The organism is Amycolatopsis acidiphila, from assembly GCF_021391495.1.
Lineage (GTDB): Bacteria > Actinomycetota > Actinomycetes > Mycobacteriales > Pseudonocardiaceae > Amycolatopsis_E > Amycolatopsis_E acidiphila.
Map to the genome: position 1 here is coordinate 3,821,202 of NZ_CP090063.1, position 16,071 is coordinate 3,837,272.

General features: G+C 71.7%; 12 protein-coding genes. 4 read left to right on the forward strand and 8 right to left on the reverse strand.

Annotated features, from left to right (window positions below):
- The first annotated feature begins 98 nt into the window (after positions 1-98).
- From LWP59_RS18600 to LWP59_RS18610, 3 genes are all read left to right on the forward strand, one after another.
- On the forward strand, positions 99-536 hold the full coding sequence (locus LWP59_RS18600) for a response regulator (protein WP_186383358.1): 438 nt from the start codon (positions 99-101) through the stop codon (positions 534-536).
- 23 nt (positions 537-559) lie between these two features.
- Entirely contained in the window at positions 560-4,984 is a 4,425-nt protein-coding gene (locus LWP59_RS18605) for a HAMP domain-containing protein (RefSeq protein ID WP_144641795.1), read from the forward strand.
- An 87-nt stretch (positions 4,985-5,071) separates the two neighbouring features.
- Positions 5,072-5,614 (forward strand): hypothetical protein, encoded by a 543-nt coding sequence (locus tag LWP59_RS18610; RefSeq protein ID WP_233921997.1) that lies wholly within the window; start codon positions 5,072-5,074, stop codon positions 5,612-5,614.
- A gap of 72 nt (positions 5,615-5,686) precedes the next feature.
- On the opposite strand, the gene LWP59_RS18615 is transcribed toward LWP59_RS18610, so the two are convergent.
- The 7 genes from LWP59_RS18615 to LWP59_RS18645 form a co-directional block, all read right to left on the reverse strand.
- Positions 5,687-6,964, reverse strand: a complete 1,278-nt coding sequence (locus LWP59_RS18615) for an acyl-CoA dehydrogenase family protein (RefSeq protein ID WP_144641797.1) — start codon at positions 6,962-6,964, stop codon at positions 5,687-5,689.
- Between the two features lie 2 nt (positions 6,965-6,966).
- Positions 6,967-8,658 carry a class I adenylate-forming enzyme family protein gene (locus tag LWP59_RS18620; protein WP_144641798.1) on the reverse strand — a complete coding sequence of 564 codons (1,692 nt, stop codon included), beginning with the start codon at positions 8,656-8,658 and terminating at the stop codon, positions 6,967-6,969.
- 26 nt (positions 8,659-8,684) lie between these two features.
- A complete protein-coding gene (locus LWP59_RS18625) occupies positions 8,685-9,308 on the reverse strand; it encodes a TetR/AcrR family transcriptional regulator (protein WP_144641799.1) in 624 nt (207 codons plus the stop codon).
- 320 nt (positions 9,309-9,628) lie between these two features.
- Positions 9,629-10,684 carry an acyl-CoA dehydrogenase family protein gene (locus LWP59_RS18630; RefSeq protein ID WP_144641800.1) on the reverse strand — a complete coding sequence of 352 codons (1,056 nt, stop codon included), beginning with the start codon at positions 10,682-10,684 and terminating at the stop codon, positions 9,629-9,631.
- A 16-nt stretch (positions 10,685-10,700) separates the two neighbouring features.
- On the reverse strand, positions 10,701-11,891 hold the full coding sequence (locus LWP59_RS18635; RefSeq protein ID WP_144641801.1) for an acyl-CoA dehydrogenase family protein: 1,191 nt from the start codon (positions 11,889-11,891) through the stop codon (positions 10,701-10,703).
- A complete protein-coding gene (locus tag LWP59_RS18640) occupies positions 11,888-13,018 on the reverse strand; it encodes a thiolase family protein (RefSeq protein WP_144641802.1) in 1,131 nt (376 codons plus the stop codon). The genes LWP59_RS18635 and LWP59_RS18640 overlap by 4 nt, the downstream gene beginning before the upstream one ends.
- Positions 13,003-14,562 (reverse strand): acyl-CoA synthetase, encoded by a 1,560-nt coding sequence (locus tag LWP59_RS18645; RefSeq protein ID WP_144641803.1) that lies wholly within the window; start codon positions 14,560-14,562, stop codon positions 13,003-13,005. The genes LWP59_RS18640 and LWP59_RS18645 overlap by 16 nt, the downstream gene beginning before the upstream one ends.
- Positions 14,563-14,662: 100 nt before the next feature.
- Here LWP59_RS18645 and LWP59_RS18650 point away from each other — a divergent pair, with 100 nt between their 5' ends.
- On the forward strand, positions 14,663-15,343 hold the full coding sequence (locus LWP59_RS18650; protein WP_229857546.1) for a TetR/AcrR family transcriptional regulator: 681 nt from the start codon (positions 14,663-14,665) through the stop codon (positions 15,341-15,343).
- Here the strand turns inward: LWP59_RS18650 and LWP59_RS18655 are convergent.
- Positions 15,291-16,052 carry a 3-hydroxyacyl-CoA dehydrogenase gene (locus tag LWP59_RS18655; protein WP_144641805.1) on the reverse strand — a complete coding sequence of 254 codons (762 nt, stop codon included), beginning with the start codon at positions 16,050-16,052 and terminating at the stop codon, positions 15,291-15,293. The two genes, LWP59_RS18650 and LWP59_RS18655, sit on opposite strands and share 53 nt — an antisense overlap.
- Positions 16,053-16,071: the final 19 nt, after the last annotated feature.

Consider the following 16,071-nt stretch of genomic DNA (forward strand, 5'->3'; position numbering starts at 1 on the left):
CACCGAAAATCGGGCCCCCCGGATGGGGGTCGTCTGGTCCCGGGCGCCGTCTTAGACTGCGGAGCGCGCCGTGGCGGCGAAGCCGGGAGATGATGCTTGTGCCTCCTCCACCGAGCGAGACCGGGCCGATCCGGCTGCTGCTCGTCGAAGACCATTCCCAGGTGGCGATGGCGCTCGGGGCCGCGTTCGAGACCGTGCCGGACATCGAGCTGGTCGGCCAGGCCCGCGCCGTCCACGAGGCCGTGTCCGCCACCGGCGAGCACCAGCCCGACGTGGTCCTGCTCGACCGCAGGCTGCCCGACGGCGACGGCATCGAGGCGATCGGCCGGCTGCGCGAGCAGTGCCCGGCGGCCCGCGTCCTCGTGTTCACCGGCGGGGCGGACCGCTCGGTCGCGGACCGGGTGGCCGCCGCGGGCGGGGCCGGGCTGCTGCTGAAGGCCGGACTGCTCGAAGACCTGCTCGACACCATCCGCCGGGTCGCGGCCGGCGAGGACTCCTTCGACGTCGACCTGCCGGGACGGCCTTCGCGCCGCTGACGCCCGGCGCCAGGAGGTACTCGATGACACCACGACAGCCGGTGGCAAGGCGCGGCGGGGGAGCGGCGGGCGACGAGCGCCTGCAGCAGCTGCTCGACGGCCTCAAAGCGGTGCGGGACGGCGATTTCAGCACCCGGCTGCCGCAGGTCGGCGACGCGCTGCTGGACGAGATCGCGGTCGTGTTCAACGGCATGGTCGACCAGCTCGCGCTGTTCACGACCGAGGTCACCAGGGTGGCCCGCGAGGTCGGCACCGACGGCAAGCTCGGCGGCCAGGCCTCGGTGCCAGCGGTGTCGGGCACCTGGAAGGACCTGACCGAGTCCGTCAACGCCATGGCGGGCAACCTGACCGCGCAGGTGCGCGACATCGCGAGCGTCGCCACGGCGGTGGCGAACGGCGACCTGACCCAGAAGATCACCGTGCACGTCAAGGGCGAGCTGCTGGAGCTGAAGAACACCATCAACACGATGGTCGGGCAGCTCTCGTCGTTCGCCGACGAGGTCACCCGCGTGGCGCGGGAGGTGGGGAGCGAGGGGCGTCTCGGTGGCCAGGCCGAGGTGCCCGGGGTCGCGGGCACGTGGCGGGACCTGACGACATCGGTGAACTTCATGGCAGGCAACCTGACGGCCCAGGTGCGTTCGATCGCCGAGGTCACCACCGCGGTCGCCAAGGGCGACCTGTCGCAGAAGATCACCGTCGACGCCCGCGGCGAGATCCTCGAACTGAAGTCGACGATCAACACGATGGTGGACACCCTCTCGTCGTTCGCCGACGAGGTGACCCGGGTCGCGAAAGAGGTTGGCACGGAAGGGATCCTGGGCGGGCAGGCACAGGTGCCGGGAGTCGCCGGGACGTGGCGGGACCTGACCACGTCGGTGAACTTCATGGCAGGCAACCTCACCGCGCAGGTGCGTTCGATCGCCCAGGTCGCCACGGCCGTCGCGCGCGGCGACCTGTCGCAGAAGATCACCGTCGACGCCCGCGGCGAGATCCTCGAACTGAAGTCGACGATCAACACGATGGTCGACCAGCTCTCGTCCTTCGCCGACGAGGTCACGCGCGTGGCGCGCGAGGTGGGCACGGAGGGGCGCCTGGGCGGTCAGGCGGACGTGAAGGGGGTGTCGGGCACCTGGAAGGGCCTGACCGAGTCGGTGAACGTCATGGCCGACAACCTCACCGACCAGGTGCGGTCCATCGCGCAGGTGACGACGGCGGTGGCGCGGGGCGATCTGTCGCAGAAGATCCGGGTGGACGCGCGCGGGGAGATCCTGGAGCTGAAGGACACGATCAACACGATGGTGGGGCAGCTGTCCGCGTTCGCCGACGAGGTCACCCGCGTCTCCCGCGAGGTGGGCACGGAGGGGCGCCTGGGCGGTCAGGCGGACGTGAAGGGGGTGTCGGGCACCTGGAAGGGCCTGACCGAGTCGGTGAACGTCATGGCCGACAACCTCACCGACCAGGTCCGCTCCATCGCCTCGGTCGCCACCGCGGTCGCCCGCGGTGACCTCTCGCAGCGGATCACGGTCGAGGCAAAGGGCGAGGTCGCCGCGCTCGCCGACACGATCAACACGATGGTCGACACCCTGTCGGCCTTCGCCGACGAGGTGACCCGGGTGGCGCGCGAGGTCGGCACCGAGGGCATCCTCGGCGGCCAGGCGCGGGTGCCGAACGTGGCGGGCACCTGGAAGAACCTCACCGACAACGTGAACTCGATGGCGAACAACCTGACCAACCAGGTGCGCTCTATCGCCCAGGTGACGACCGCCGTGGCGCGCGGCGAGATGTCGCAGAAGATCGACGTGGACGCCCGCGGGGAGATCCTGGAGCTCAAGACCACCATCAACACGATGGTCGACACGCTCTCGGCATTCGCCGCGGAGGTCACCCGGGTGGCCCGCGAGGTCGGCAAGGAGGGCAGGCTCGGCGGGCAGGCCGAGGTCGAGGGCGTGTCGGGCACCTGGAAGCGGCTGACCGAGAACGTCAACGAGCTCGCCGGGAACCTGACCCGGCAGGTGCGGGCGATTGCCGAGGTCGCCAGCGCCGTCGCCACCGGCGACCTGACCCGCTCGATCTCGGTGGAGGCCGAGGGCGAGGTGGCCGAGCTGAGCGACAACATCAACGCGATGGTGCAGTCGCTGCGCGAGACGACCCGCGCCAACGAGGACCAGGACTGGCTCAACAAGAACCTGGCCCGGATCTCCGGGTTGCTGCAGGGACACCGGGACCTGCGCGCGGTCGCGCAGCTGATCATGAACGAGCTGACCCCGCTGGTCGGCGCCCAGCACGGCACGTTCTTCCTGATGGACACGGGGGAGCGGGGCCCGGTGCTGCGGCTGATCGCGGCGTACGGGCACGCCCGGACCCGGGAGGCCGCCTTCGACCTCGGGCAGTCGCTGATCGGGCAGGTGGCGCAGACGAAGGTGCCGATCGTGGTGGACGAGACGCCGCCCGCCTACATCAACATCTCCTCGAGTCTGGGGCAGGCGCCGCCGGTCACCCTGATCGTGCTGCCGATCGTGTTCGAGGACCAGGTGCTCGGGGTGATCGAGCTGGCCTCGTTCACGAGGTTCACCCCGGTGCGGCGGGACTTCCTCGAGCAGCTGATGGAGAGCATCGGGGTGAACGTCAACACGATCATCGCCAACGCCCGCACCGACGCGCTGCTGGAGGAGTCCCAGCGGCTCGCGGGGGAGCTGCAGACCCGGTCCGGGGAGCTGCAGGCCCAGCAGGTGAAGCTGCGCCAGTCGAACGCCGAGCTGGAGGAGAAGGCCGAGCTGCTGGTCCGGCAGAACCGGGACATCGAGATCAAGAACTTCGAGATCGAGCAGGGCCGCCAGGAGATCGAGGAACGCGCGCAGCAGCTGGCGCTCGCGTCGACCTACAAGTCCGAGTTCCTCGCGAACATGTCCCACGAGCTGCGCACCCCGCTGACCAGCCTGCTGATCCTGGCCGGGGTGCTGGCGCAGAACTCCACCCAGAACCTCACCCCGAAGCAGGTCGAGTTCGCCAAGGTGATCCAGTCCGCGGGTACCGACCTGCTGCAGCTGATCAACGACATCCTCGACCTGTCAAAGGTCGAGGCGGGGAAGATGGACATCCACTGCGAGCCGGTGGCGCTGCGGCAGCTGCTGGAGTACGTGCGGACCACCTTCGAGCCGCTGACCGCGGACAAGGGGCTCGACTTCGAGGTCATCGTGGCGCCCGACGTGCCCGATCGGCTCTCCACCGACGAGCAGCGGCTGCGCCAGGTGCTGCGCAACCTGCTGTCCAACGCGGTGAAGTTCACCGAGCGCGGCCGGGTGGAACTGTGGGTGGGCGCGGTGGACGGCGCCGAGCCGGGCATCGAGTTCTGCGTGCGGGACACCGGGATCGGCATCGCCGAGGAGAACCTGGAGACGATCTTCGGCGCGTTCCAGCAGGCCGACGGCACCACCAGCCGCCGCTACGGCGGCACCGGGCTGGGCCTGTCGATCAGCAGGCAGGTCGCGAACCTGCTCGGCGGCGAGATCCGGGCGCGCAGCAGGCTCGGCCAGGGCAGCACTTTCGCGCTGACGCTGCCCGTCACCCCGGGGTTCGCGACGGGTGGAACGGAACCACGCCCGCGTGCCGACGCCGAACCGCAGCGACGGGTGCTCGTGGTGGAGGGCAAGGACAACCGGCTGCTGTCCTTGCTGGTGCGGGAGTTCGTCGCGGACCTGACCGGGCCGGGGCATCCGGTGCGGATCGAGTCGGTCACCACCCCGGACGAGGCGGTGGCGGCACTCGCGGCAGCGGAGCACCGCTGCGTGGTGCTGGACGCGAGCCTGCCCGGCGCGTCTGCGCTGACGTTCCTGCAGCGGCTCGACGAGCACGACCCCGCCGACGCGGTCCCGGTGCTCGCGCATCCGACCCGCAAGCTGACCCCGGCGCAGGAACGGTTGCTGGACGTGCACGTCCGCGCCGGCCGGGTGCAGCTGCTGCCGTCGCTGGACGCGCTGCGCGAGCGGTTCCTGGCCCTGCTGAGCGAGCCGGAGCCGGCCGTGGAGCTCGTGCCGGCCGGCGGGGAGAGCGGCGGCGCGCCCGGCCTGCGCGGGCGGAAGGTGCTGCTGGTGGACGACGACGCCCGCAACGTGCTCGCGATCGCGGGGATGCTGGAGCTGCACGGGATGTCGGTGCGGCAGGCGGCCAACGGCCGCGAGGGGATCGAGGAGCTGCTGGCGAGCCCCGACGTGGACCTGGTGCTGATGGACGTGATGATGCCCGAGATGGACGGCTACGCCACCACCGCCGCGATCCGGGAGATGCCGCGGTTCGACCGGCTGCCGATCATCATGGTGACCGCGAAGGCGATGGCGGGCGACCGGGAGAAGAGCCTCGCCGCGGGGGCGAGCGACTACGTGACCAAACCGGTCGACCCGGAGGAGCTGCTGGGCTGCATCGGCCGGTGGCTGCCCGGCGACACCGGCTGACCACGGGCACGGGGGAGTGGGGACTTTGGCCCCTTACCCCGCGGCCCCGCCCGCCACGATGCTCTTGACGTGGCAGAGGGAGACCCGATGAGCCTGCTCGACGAATGCGCGGCCCGCTTCGACTTCGTGGTGCGGGAGCACCACGCGGCCACGGTTTCCCCGTCGCAGGTGTGGGCCGCGCTGCCCGGGCTCCTGGCCGACCCGCCGCGTCTGTTCGGCGGGGCCGCTGTGCCGAACCGGCAGCGCGCCGGTATCGCGGGGTTCGACGAGTTGCTCTCGACCGCGCGCTGGGTGCTGCTCCGCCGCGACGCCAACGAGGTCGTGCTCGGCGCGGCCGGGCGGTTCTGGACGCCGTTCATGGACTGGCAACAGCTCTCCGCCGAGGAGTTCACCACGTTCTCACGCCCGCGGCGGGCGACCATCGCGGTCTCGCTGGCGGTGCTCTCGTACGGCCGTGGTCAGCAACTGCTGACCTTCGAGGCGCGGGTGCGCAGCACCGACGCGATCGCCTTCCGGTGGGCCGACTGGTACTGGCAGTCGATCCGGGCGTCGGCCCGGCTGGTCGTGCGCGATCTGCTGCGGGACGTGCACCGCGCCGCGGAGACGGTGCCGCACCACGAAGGTGTATAACGACGAATACAGCGCGGGCTTGTCCGGCACCGATTCCGGTGCCGGACAAGCGAAACAGCCCAGAAAAACCCACTAAGAAGACTGGTCCAGCAGTGCAGCGAACTTCTGCTTCGCGGCTTCGCGCCGGGTGGGGACGTGTTCGGTGGGCACCTCGCGGGGTTCGTAGGCGCGCAGGATGCGGCGGGCGACCGTGGCCTTGTGCACCTCGTCGGGCCCGTCGTAGATCCGCGCCGCGCGGGCGGCCCGGTACATCGACTCCAGCGGGAGATCCGTGGTGTAGCCCAGCGAGCCGTGCACCTGGATGGCCCGGTCGATCACGTTGTACAGCACGGAGGCGCCCCAGAACTTGATCATCGCGATCTCGTTCCGCGCGCCCGCGACGCCGTCGGTGTCGATCTTCCAGGCCGCGTGCAGCGTCATCAGCCGCGCCGCCTGCATCTCCGCGGCCGAGCTCGCCACCCAGTCCTGCACCATCTGCTTGTCGGCGAGCACCGAGCCGTGCGTGTAGCGGCTGACGGCGCGTTCGCACAGCATGTCGAACGCCCGTTTGGACTGGCCCAGCCAGCGCATGCAGTGGTGGATCCGCCCGGGCCCAAGGCGTTTCTGGGCGAGGACGAAACCTTCGCCGGGCTCGCCGACCAGGTTGTCCGCGGGGATGCGGACGTCTTCGTACTCGATCTCGGCGTGCCCGCCCGGCCGCGCCTCGTGCGCCTCCGGGTCGGCCATCGTGGGGATGTCGCGCAGGATGTGCACGCCCGGGGTGTCCGCCGGCACGACGAACATCGACGCGCGCCGTCGGGGGTGCGCGTCGGGGTCGGTCACCGCCATCACGATGAGGAAGTCCGCGACGGAGGCGTTGGAGGTGAACCACTTGTGCCCGTTGATCACCCAGTCGTCCCCGTCGCGCACCGCGCGCGTGCTCAGCAGGGTCGGGTCCGCGCCGGCGCCGGGTTCGGTCATCGAGAACGCGCTGCGCAGCTTGCCGTCCAGCAGCGGGTACATCCACTTCTGCTTCTGCTCCTCGGTCGCGCCGACGGCGAGCAGCTCGGCGTTGCCGGAGTCGGGCGCGTTGTTGCCGAAGACCGGGGGCGCGTAACCGCACTGGCCGAGGATCTCGTGCATCAGCCCGAGCTTGACCTGGCCGAAGCCGCCACCGCCGAGCTCCGGTGGCAGGTGCGCCGCCCACAGCCCGCGCTTCTTCACCTCCTCCTTCAGCGGGTCCGTCGCACGGGCGAACGCGTGAGCGTCCAGCCGCACGGTCTCCAGCGGGATGATCTCGTCACGGACGAACCCCCGCATCCACTCCAGCTGCTCCTCGAACTCCGGTTCGGTGGAGAAGTCCCATGCCATCCCTACTGTCCTTCCGGTCGGATCTCGTCGCGCAGCCGGCGTTTGAGCACCTTGCCGGTGGGGGTGCGCGGCAGTGGCCGGTCGGCGAAGATCACGTGCTCGGGCACCTTGAACTGCGCCAGTTTCGCCGCGACGTGGGCTTTGAGCTCCTCGGCGGTCACGCCGTCGGCACGCACGACGGCGACCACCTCCTCGCCGAGTGTCGCGTGTGGACGGCCGAGTACCGCGGCGTCGGTGACGGCGGGATGGTCGAACAGGACGTCCTCGACCTCGACGCAGTACACGTTCTCGCCGCCACGGATGACCATGTCCTTGAGCCGGTCGACGACGTAGAGCCAGCCCTCGCGCAGGTAGCCGAGGTCGCCGGTGCGGAACCAGCCGCCGGTGAACGCCACCGCGGTCGCCTCGGAGTTGTTCCAGTAGCCGCGGACGACGTTGGGCCCGCGGAACCACAGCTCGCCGATTTCGCCGTCGGGCAACGGGTCGCCGGTCGCCGGGTCCGCGATGCGCAGGTCCGCGCCGGGCACCGGCCTGCCGACGCTGTCGGGATGCGACACGTAGTCGGCGCCGCTGTTGCTGGCCACCGCGGAGGTGGTCTCGGTGAGGCCGTAGCCGTTGGCGGGGGAGACGAGCGTGGCGAACGTGGTGTCGATGCTGTCGATCAGATCGGGCGGGATCGGGGCGCCGCCCATCGAGATGCCGGCGAGGCTGGCCAGGTCGTCGCGGTACTCCGCGGCACCGGCGACGAGGTCGCGCAGCACCGTCGGCACGCCGGAGACGCTGGTCAGCTGCTCCTGCCGGACGAGCTCGCGGGCCTGGTCGCGGTCCCACCGGTAGAGCGTGGCGAGCTTGGAGCCCACGGCCGTGCAGAAGCACATGCCGGTGAGGCCCGCGATGTGGAAGATCGGGAAGGTGACGAGGCTGCCGGGCTGCGGCGCGGCGGGGTCCGGTCCGGGCATGGTGCCGCCGTTGCCGATGATCTTCGAGACGGCGAGGCCGAGCATCGTGTTCCACAGGTTCGTGCAGTGGTTGCGATGGGTGCCGACCGCGCCCTTGGGCCGCCCGGTCGTGCCGGAGGTGTACATGATCGTGGCGTCGTCGTCCGGTTCCAGCGCGATGTCGGGCAGTTCGGCGTCCGGGTCCAGTTCGGCCAGCACGTCCCGCCAGGCGCGGGCGCCTTCGGGCGGGGTGCCGCCGCGGACCTCGATGACCGGCAGCCCGGCGAGGTCCGGCAGCAGCGACGCGACGCGTTCGGCGTCGGCGACGAGGAGCTTCGCGCCGGAGTCGGTCAGCGCGTAGCGGATCTCCTCCCCGGTCCACCACGCGTTGACGGGAACGACGATGAGGCCGGCCGCCTGTGCGGCCCAGAACACCGGCGCCCATTCGGGATAGTTGCGCATCGCCACGGCGATCCGGTCGCCGGGCTCGAGGTGATAGCGCTCCCGCAGGTGGACGGCGAGCCCGGCGGCGAGGCGGAAGTGCTCGGCGAAGCTGGTCCGCTCGTCCTCGTAGACCAGAAAGGGCCGGTCGCCGTGCTGCCGGCTCAGCAGCAGGACGTCGCGCAGCGTCGGCGGGGCTCCGGCGTAGACGCGCATCGGCACACCGCGCACCGTCCGTTCGACGAGCTCGAAGGGGGCACCGGGCGCGGTGAGCTCGGCGATGAGCCGTGCTCGGTCGGTCAGCTCGATCTGCATCGATCGCCTTTCGGGGTCGGAGGTGGTCAGCCGCGCAGGCCGACGAGGTCCAGCGCGAGGTCCTGGTAGCGGCCGGCGACCTGCTCGTGGGTCAACGGGCCGCCGGGGTGGTACCAGCCGGCGACGCCGGTGCACATGACGACGACCGCGCGGGCGGCTTCGGCCGGGTGCTTGGTGTGGAACAGCTCGCGCCGTACACCGTCGGTCACGGTGTCATCGAAGATCCGTTGCTGCTGCTGGCGTTTCGCGATGTGCTGGCTGCGGACGGGTTCCTCCAGGCCGCGCAGCTCGCTCACGCCGAGCAGGACCGCGCGCTGGTCCTCGAGGTGGAACCGGACGTGGGCGTCCACAATGGACAGAAGGGTGGCGACGGGGCCCTCTGCGGCTTCGCGGGCGGCGCGGGTGCGGCGCAGGAGCTCTTCGATGCCACGGTCCATGAGCGTGGCGAGGACGTCGTGCTTCGAGGCGAAGTGGTGATACAGCGCGGCGGGGCTGAGGCCGGCCCGCTCGGCGATGTCGCGCACGGAGGTGCCGTGGTAGCCGTGCTCGGACATGACCGCGACGCTGGCTTCGAGGATCGCGTCGATGCCGGGCGGGCCGAGGGTGCCGTCGGCGGGACGACGGCCGCGGCGCGGGCTGACGGCGGTCATGGCACTCCTTGCTTCGGCCACGGGCGCTCGGGCAGGATCTGAACGAGCGTTCAGAATTCTAGGCGCGGCCGGCGGGCCGGGACAAGACGTCCAGATCGAAAAGGAGGAGCCGTGGCCGATTGCGCGCCGGACGGCGGGCTGATCCCGGACATGACGGGCACGCAGGTGCTGCCCGAGCTGGTGGGACGTGGCGAAGGAGCTGACGTTCACCGGCCGCGTCGTCGCGGGGTGGAGGCCGTCCGGCTCGGGCTGACGACGCGGGTCGGCGAGGATCCGCTCGCTTCGGCGCTGGAGCTGGCCGCGGAGATCGCGGCGAGGTGTCACGTAGGCTCGAGTCCGAGCCGCCGGGCGAGGTCGCCACGCCCGCCCGCGAAGAGCAGCTCGCTGGTCTTCGCGCGTTTGTAGTACAGGTGCGCGTGGTGTTCCCAGGTGTAGCCGATGCCGCCGTGCAGCTGGACGCCGTCGGCGGCGGCCTGGAAGCAGGCTGGGCCGACGAAGGCCTGGGTGGTCGCGGCGGCGAGTGGTAGGCCTTCGGCGTCGTGGTCGGCACTCCAGGCCGCGTGGCGCAGCAGCGATTCAGCCCGCTCGTAGGCCGAGTACATGTCCGCGAGCCGGTGCTTCACGCCTTGGTAGGAGCCGATGGCGCGGCCGAACTGGACGCGCACCTTGGCGTAGTCGGCGGTGGTTTCGAGCACCCGGCCCATGCCGCCGACCTGTTCCGCGGCGAGGGCGACCGCGGCCAGGTCCCGTACCCGGGCGAGCGCACCGTCCGAAGCGGACAGTCGGCGGGCGGGTGTCCCGGCGAAGTCGAGCCGGGCGATGCGGCGGGTCGGGTCCAGGGTGTGCAGTGTGGTGCGGGTGAACCCCTCGGACACGGCGAACCAGTCGCCGTTGTGGACGTACACGGTGTCGGCGATGTCGCCGGAGATGACGAACGGGGCCTGCCCGTCGAGCGTCCAGCCGCCGTCGTGCTCGGTGGCCCGGACGTCGAGCGGGCCCCAGGTCTTCGACACCGCGAGCGCGCCGATGACCTCGCCGGAGGCCAGCCGGGGCAGCAGTTCGGAGTCGCCGAGCGCCAGTGCGGTGTCGGTGGCGAGCACGGCGGAGGCGAAGAACGGCACGGGCGCGAGGGTGCGCCCCAGCTCCTCGAGCACGATCGCGCGTTCGACGTGGCCGGCTCCGGCGCCGCCGTGCTCCTCCGGCACGACCAGTCCGGCGAGCCCGAGCTGGTCGGTGATCCGCCGCCACAGCTCGCGGTCGCAGCCGTCCTCGCCGTCCATGACGGCCCGAACCCGCGCGGGCGGGGCGTGGTCGGCGAGCAGTTTCCGTACGCTGGAGCGCAGTTGCTGCTGCTCCGCGTCGAGTACCAGACGCATGACCCGGTCTCCCTTCTCAGGCTTGGGTGCCCACTCGCAGCTCGCGGAACGGGATGTCGCGGTCGGCGACCGGGTCGCGTGGCAGGCCGAGGATCCGGTCGCCGATGATGTTGCGCTGCACCTGGTCGGTGCCGCCGGCGATGGACGAGGCGGGGGTGGCGTTGATCGCCACCGCGAGCTCGTCGCCTTCGGCGGAGCCGGGGTCCCAGGCGGCGGCGTCCAAGCCGGCGATGAGCCCGGCGACGTGCACGGCCTGCCACAGCAGTTCGGCGCCCGCGAGCTTGGCGACGGAACCGCGGGCGCCGGGCGGCGACCCGGCGTCGGCTTCCTGGCGCAGGCGGGCGTTGAACAGCGACAGCGCGCGTTCGGCCGTGTACAGCGCGGCGAGCCCGTCGCGCACGAGCGGGTCGTCCAGCCTGTTCCGCGTGCGGGCCAGTTCGACGAGGTTGTGGTACGCCAGCGGGTCGTAGCGGCGGCGGACGGAGCCGCCGATGGACACACGCTCGTGCCCGAGCATGGTGACCGCGGCGAACCAGCCCGCGTCGACCTCGCCGAGGACGGCGTCGGCGGGCAGCCGCACGTCGTCGAAGTACACCTCGTTGAAGGGGGCGCGCCCGGTCATGTCGCGCAGCGGCCGGACGGTGACGCCGGGGGCGTGCATGTCCACGACGAACATGGTCAGGCCCTTGTGCTTGGGCTGGTCGGGGTTGGTGCGGGCGAGCAGGGCGCCGTGGTCGGACCACTGGGCGCCGGAGGTCCACACCTTCTGCCCGTTGACCACCCAGCTGTCGCCGTCGCGGACCGCGCGGGTCTGCAGGCTCGCGACGTCGGAGCCGGCGCCGGGCTCGGAGAACAGCTGGCACCAGATCTCCTCGCCACGCAGCAGGGGGCGCACGTAGCGGGCTTTCTGTTCGGTGCTGCCGAGGTCGACGAGCGTGGGCCCGCACATGCCGAGGCCGATGAGGAACACGCCGGTGGGCAGTTCGTGGGCGGCGGCCTCCTCGTCGAAGATCTGCTGTTCGGCGGCGGAGCGGCCCTGGCCGCCGAACTGCGAAGGCCAGGTGATCCCGGCGAGTCCGGCGTCGTGCAGTGCGGCCTGGAAGCGTTTCGCCGTCGCGATCAGCTCTTCGGCCGGCGCGTCCTCGCTGCTGTCGGGGACGTTCGCGGCGAGCCAGTCCCGGACGCGGGCGCGGAAGTCGTCGGTCACAGCAGCTCCAGGATGGTCGCGTTGGCCTGGCCGCCGCCCTCGCACATGGTCTGCAGGCCGTAGCGGAGGCCGGCGGCGCGCATGTGGTGCACGAGGGTGGTCATGAGGCGGGCGCCGCTGGCGCCGAGGGGATGGCCGAGCGCGATGGCTCCGCCGTGCGGGTTGAGCGACTTCGCGTCGGCGCCGGTCTCGGCGAGCCAGGCCATCGGCACGGGCGCGAACGCCTCGTTGACCTCGAACACGCCGATGTCCGAAATGGACAGTCCGCTGCGGCTCAGGGCTTTCCGGGTGGCGGGGATGGGGGCGGTGAGCATGATGACCGGGTCGTCGCCGGCGAGTGCCGCGGTGTGCACCCGGGCGATGGGGCGCAGGCCCAGCCGGGCGGCCTTCTCGCTGGTGGTCATCAGCAGGGCCGCGGCGCCGTCGCTGATCTGCGAGCTGTTCGCGGCGGTGATCACGCCGTCCTCGCGGAACGCGGGCTTGAGGGCGGCGAGCTTGTCGAGGGTGCCGCCGCGCCGGACGCCTTCGTCGGCGTGCACGTCGCCGAGGGGTGCGAGCTGGCCGTCGAAGGCGCCGGAGTCCTGTGCGGCGGCGGCCTTCTCGTGGGAGGCGAGGCTGAACTCGTCGATCTGGGTGCGGCTCAGCCCCCAGCGTTCGGCGATCATCTCGGCGCCGATGCCCTGGTTGGGACGGACGCCGTCGTAGCGGGCGAGGACCTGGTCGCCGAGCGGGTTCGCGCCCTGGGCGGAGAAGCCCATGGGGACGCGGCTCATGGACTCGACGCCACCGGCGACCACGACGTCGTAGTGGCCCGCGATGAGGCCCGCTGCGGCGAAGTGGACGGACTGCTGCGAGGAGCCGCACTGGCGGTCCACCGTCACGCCGGTGACGCTCTCCGGCCAGCCCGCGGCGAGCACGGCGGTGCGGCCGATGTCACCGGTCTGTTCGCCGGCCTGGCTGACGCAGCCCCAGATCACGTCCTCGATCTCGGCCGGGTCGAGCCCGGTGCGCTCGGCGAGTGCGCGCAGCACGTGTGCCGAGAGGTCCACCGGGTGGACGCCGGACAGTCCGCCGTTGCGCTTGGCGACCGGGGTCCGGACAGCTGCCACGATCACCGCGTCTCGCACGGTTCCTCCTCCTGGGTTGCGTAGCGTTCCTTGAGCCGCCGCTTCACCAGCTTTCCGGTGGGCGTGCGGGGTAGTGCGTCGACGAAGTCCACGCTGCGGGGGGTCTTGTAGTGCGCGATGCGGCCGCGCACGTACGCCAGCAGCTCGGCGGCCAGTTCCGGGCCGGGGGTGGCCCCGGGTGCGGGTTGCACGACGGCTTTGACCGCTTCGCCCATGTCGTCGTCCGGGACGCCGATGACGGCCACGTCGAGTACGGCGGGATGCAGGGCGAGCGCGTCCTCGACCTCCTGCGGGTAGATGTTCACGCCACCGGAGATGATCATGAAGGCCTTGCGGTCGGTCAGGTAGAGGAACCCCTCGTCGTCGAGGCGGCCGACGTCGCCGGTGGTGCACCAGGTGGGGTGTTCGGGGTGCCGCGCCTGGCGGGTCTTCTCGGGGTCGCGGTGGTAGGTGAAGGGCATCTGGTCGCGTTCGAAGTAGATGGTGCCGATCTCGCCGGTGGGCACCTGCTTGCCTTCGTCGTCGCAGATGCGCACGACGCCGACCACGGCGCGGCCGACGGTGCCGGGGTGGGTGAGCCAGTCCTCGCTGCGCACGAAGGTCATGCCCGCGCTCTCGGTGGAGGAGTAGTACTCGGCCAGGATCGGGCCCCACCAGCCGATCATCGCGCGTTTGACGTCGAGGGGGCAGGGCGCGGCGGCGTGCACGGCGACGCGGTGGCTGGACAGGTCGTAGCGGTCGCGGACTTCTGCGGGCAGCTTGAGCATCCGGACGAACATCGTGGGCACCCACTGGCTGTGGGTGACGTGGTGGCGTTCGATCGCCGCGAGCGCGGCTTCGGGTTCGAAGCGTTCCATCATCACCAGCGTGCCGCCGAGGCGGTGCACGGACGCGCCGAAGCGCAGTGGCGCGGCGTGGTAGACCGGCGCGGGGGAGAGGTAGACGGTGTCCTCGGCGAACCCGTACAGCGCCTGCACCAGCGGGCCGAGCGTGTCGCCGGGCTCGTGCACCTGCCGGTCGGGCAGCTCGACGCGGATTCCCTTGGGGCGCCCGGTGGTTCCGGACGAGTAGAGCAGGTCCGCGCCGGCGGGCTGGTCCGCCGGCGCGGTGGCGGAGGCGGCGGCGAGCGTCTCGTCGTAGTCGCCGTAGCCCGGGACGGCGCCGCCGTAGGCCAGGCGGGTGACGACGTGCGGCAGCAGTTCGCCGACCTCGCGGGCGAGCTCGCCCAGTGCGGCGGAGACGACGAGGACCTTGGCTTCGGAGTCGGTGACGATGTAGGCGACCTCGGCCGGCGCGAGGTGGCTGTTGACGGCGGCGACGTAGAGCCCGGAGCGCACGGCGGCCCAGTACACCTCGTAGGCCCGTGGGGTGTTGTCCGTCAGCAGCGCGACGGTGTCGCCCCGGCGCAGTCCGGCGGTGGCGAGGGCGTTGGCGAGCCGGACCGAGCGCTCCTCCAGTTGGCCGTAGCTGAGGCGGTCGCCCGAACCCGCCATCACGACCGCGGTCCGGTCCGGATCGACGGCGGCCCAGGTGCCTGGATACATGCGGCTCCTCCTCGGACGGCGGCGTCCCTTCGAGAGTGCAAGGGAATCGGCCGACAGTCAACACCGACTGTTTTCCGTTCCGCCGGGTTACGCTGACGCGGTGACTCCCAGCGGGACGAGCGCGCGGCGGCGGGCGGAGCGCACGGCGAACAGCCGGGCGCTGATCCTCGACGCCGCCGTGGACTGCCTCGTCGAGCTCGGCTACGCGGGAGCGTCCACTTTGGCCATCCAGGCGAAGGCGGGTGTATCGCGGGGCCGGCTGCTGCACCACTTCCCCTCGCGGGAGGGACTGCTCGTCGCGGCCGCGCAGCATCTGGCGACCACGCGGCTGAAGGAGACGGAGGAGCGGGTGGCGACGGACCTGGCCGGTGAGCCGGACGGGCCGCGTCGCGTCGACCGCTGTGTCGAACTGCTGTGGTCGACGTTCCAGGAGCCGCATTTCTGGGCGGCGATGGAGCTGTGGACCGCGGCCCGCACCAACCCCGCGCTCGCGGCGGCGCTGCGCCCGGCGGAACGGGCGCTGCGGGACGCGATCCGCGCGGTGACCGACCGGATCTGGGGCCCGGCGGTCGCGGCGCACCCGGCCTTCCCGGAGCTGCGCGAGCTGTTGTTCACGAGCATGCGCGGGGCGGCACTGCCGTATGCGTTCGAGGACCGTCCGGCCGCGACCGACCCGCACGTGCGGATCTGGAAGTCGGCCGCCCGGCGGGTGTTGTTCGGGGCGCCCCCTAGCGTGGCGCCATCCGGATCGCGCCGTCGAGGCGGATCACCTCGCCGTTGAGCATGGGGTTCGCGACGATGTGCGCCGCCAGCGCGCCGAACTCGTCGGGATCGCCGAGCCGCTGCGGGTGCGGGACCTGTGCGCCGAGGGACTTCTTCGTCTCCTCCGAAGCACCGGCCAGCAGCGGGGTGTCGAACAGTCCGGGTGCGATGGTCACCACCCTGATCTGGTGGCTGGCGAGATCCCTGGCGATGGGCAGGGTCATCCCGACGACGCCGCCCTTGGACGCGGAGTAGGCCGCCTGCCCGATCTGCCCGTCGAACGCGGCGGCGGAGGCGGTGTTGACGATGACGCCCCGTTCCTCGCCCACCGGGTCGTGCGGCAGCATGCGCTCGGCGGCCAGGCGCAGCACGTTGAACGTGCCGACGAGGTTGATGTCGATGATGCGGGTGAACTCCGCGAGCGGGAAGACGCCCTTGCGCCCGACGACCCGGATGGCGTTGCCGGTGCCCGCGCAGTTGACCACCACGCGCAGCGGCCCGGCCGCGTCGGCGACGTCGAGGGCGCGGGCGACCTCCTCCTCGCTGCGCACGTCGGCGGGCGCGAACCGCGCGCGCTCGCCCAGTTCCCCGGCCACCTGCTCGCCCGGGGAGGCCGGCAGGTCCAGCAGCACCACCGTCGCGCCGGCGGCGAGCAGTCGTTTCGCCGTCGCCAGGCCGAGTCCGGACGCCCCTCCGGTGATGAGGGTGACGCCACCCGCGATGTCCATCCGGTCCTCCTCGTCGAAA